General features: G+C 72.0%; 2 protein-coding genes. One reads left to right on the forward strand and one right to left on the reverse strand.

Annotated features, from left to right (window positions below; translation table 11 throughout):
- Nucleotides 1-60: 60 nt before the first annotated feature.
- Nucleotides 61-1,116, reverse strand: coding sequence for a glycosyltransferase family 4 protein (locus AB0J67_RS40925; RefSeq protein ID WP_363491184.1), 1,056 nt, complete (start codon nucleotides 1,114-1,116; stop codon nucleotides 61-63).
- Nucleotides 1,117-1,368: 252 nt separating this feature from the next.
- Between AB0J67_RS40925 and AB0J67_RS40930 the strand changes: the two genes are divergently transcribed.
- Nucleotides 1,369-1,638 carry a GlsB/YeaQ/YmgE family stress response membrane protein gene (locus AB0J67_RS40930; protein WP_363491186.1) on the forward strand — a complete coding sequence of 90 codons (270 nt, stop codon included), beginning with the start codon at nucleotides 1,369-1,371 and terminating at the stop codon, nucleotides 1,636-1,638.
- The last annotated feature ends 95 nt before the right edge of the window (nucleotides 1,639-1,733 follow it).

Raw genomic sequence — 1,733 nt, forward strand, 5'->3', positions numbered from 1 at the left:
GCCGGAGGCATCAGCCTCCGGCCGCCCGGCCTTCTCCCACGGTGAGGTGCGACGCCATCCTCAGACGCTGAGGTACGACGGCATCGCGAACGACGCCAGCGCGCGGCGGTAGGCACGCACGTAGCCCAGGCCCATGCGGGCGGCGCTGAAGTTGCGCACGACGTGGGCGCGGCATTCGCCCGGGTCCAGCTCGGTCACGTCCCGCAGCGCCTGCGGCAGCTCGCCGGGGTCGTCACAGATCAGGCCGGTGACCTGGTGCGCGACCACCTCCGGCACGGCGCCGGCGCGCAGCGCCACGACGGGCGTCCCGCACACCATCGACTCGATCATCACCATGCCGAACGGCTCCTCCCACTGCACCGGGAACAGCAGGCAGCGCGCGTTGGTGAGCAGCTCCCGCTTGCGCCGGGCATCGGCCGGGCCGACCATGCGGTCGTCGGGGCCGAGCAGCGGCTCGACCTGCTCGGTGAAGTAACGGCGCTCGGGCGGTTCGTTGCACTTGCCGGCCAGGACGATGGGCAGGCCGGCCTCGTGCGCGGCGGTGACCGCGGTGTGGGCGCCCTTGTCGGGGCTGAACCGGCCGAGGAAGAGCGCGTAGTCGCCCTTCGCCCGCTGGAACGGCCAGTCGGCCGGGTCGAGGCCGTTGTGGACGGTGTCGATCCAGTTCAGCTCCGGCGCGAGCGTACGCTGCCGGCCGCTGATGGCGATCAGGGGCAGGTCGGCGCCCAGGGCGCGGTAGTAGCCGCGCAGCTCGCTGTCGGCCGGGCCGTGCACGGTCGCGACCGTCGGCACGTCCAGGCGGGCGTACGCGGGAGCGTTGAGGGGGCCGGCGAAGGTGTGGTCGTGCACGACGTCGACGCCGTCCTCGGCGATGAGCCGCTCGACCACCCGCCGCGCCTCGGCGGCGAAGATGATCTCCGGCCCTGGTTCGCCGAGCCGGTGCGGGACGGCATCGGGCCAGACCGCCCGGAAGTCCGCCCGGGTGCCGTTGCGCCCGGCCGCGACCAGGGTGACCCGGTGGCCCTGGGCCACCAGCGCGTTGCTCAGGTCGGCCAGCACGGCCTCGATGCCGCCGTAGCCGGCGGGCGGGATGTCGAAGTATGGCGGTGCGACCATGACGATTCTCAGATGTCTGGCGTCGTCGCCGGACGATGCGTCGGAGCTGCCCGGCAGTCCGGTGCGCGCAGCTGCGCCGCGTTCCACGGTGGTTGTCATGACATCGCCATACCCGCCCTCGGCCGACGCAGTCACGGCGAGCGGGCACCGGTCGGCCAGACCGGCCGCGGCATCGGCCACCCGGGATTGTTTGGCGGCAACGCCCATGGGGCAGATGCGAGGCAGAAGATGCCTTGCTTAAAAGGAGAAGTCATGACTGTCGCCGGAATCATCTCAGCTATCATCGTCGGTCTGATCATCGGTGCGCTCGGCCGGCTGGTCGTGCCCGGCCGTCAGGGTCTGCCGATCTGGCTGACCATCGTGGTCGGCATCGTGGCCGCGCTGATCGGCACCGCGCTCGCGCAGGCCGTGGGTGTCGCCGTGACCGATGGCATCGACTGGATCGAGCTGGTGTTCCAGATCGGCCTCGCCGCGCTGGGCGTCGCGCTGCTCGCCGGTGTCCGGGGCCGCAGCACGGTCTGACCCCTTGGCGTGTGGGCCGGGCCGGGACGACATGTCGTCCCGGTTGGGGTCGAGGCCGAGCACTCTGCGCGGGTAGTCGTACACCACGGGGGCCA

Source organism: Catellatospora sp. NPDC049609 (assembly GCF_040675365.1).
Taxonomy (GTDB): Bacteria; Actinomycetota; Actinomycetes; order Mycobacteriales; family Micromonosporaceae; genus Catellatospora.

Coding starts and splice junctions, on each gene's coding strand:
- AB0J67_RS40925 (WP_363491184.1), bottom strand. CDS start 1,116: ATGGTCGCACCGCCATACTTCGACATCCCGCCCGCCGGCTACGGCGGC.
- AB0J67_RS40930 (WP_363491186.1), top strand. CDS start 1,369: ATGACTGTCGCCGGAATCATCTCAGCTATCATCGTCGGTCTGATCATC.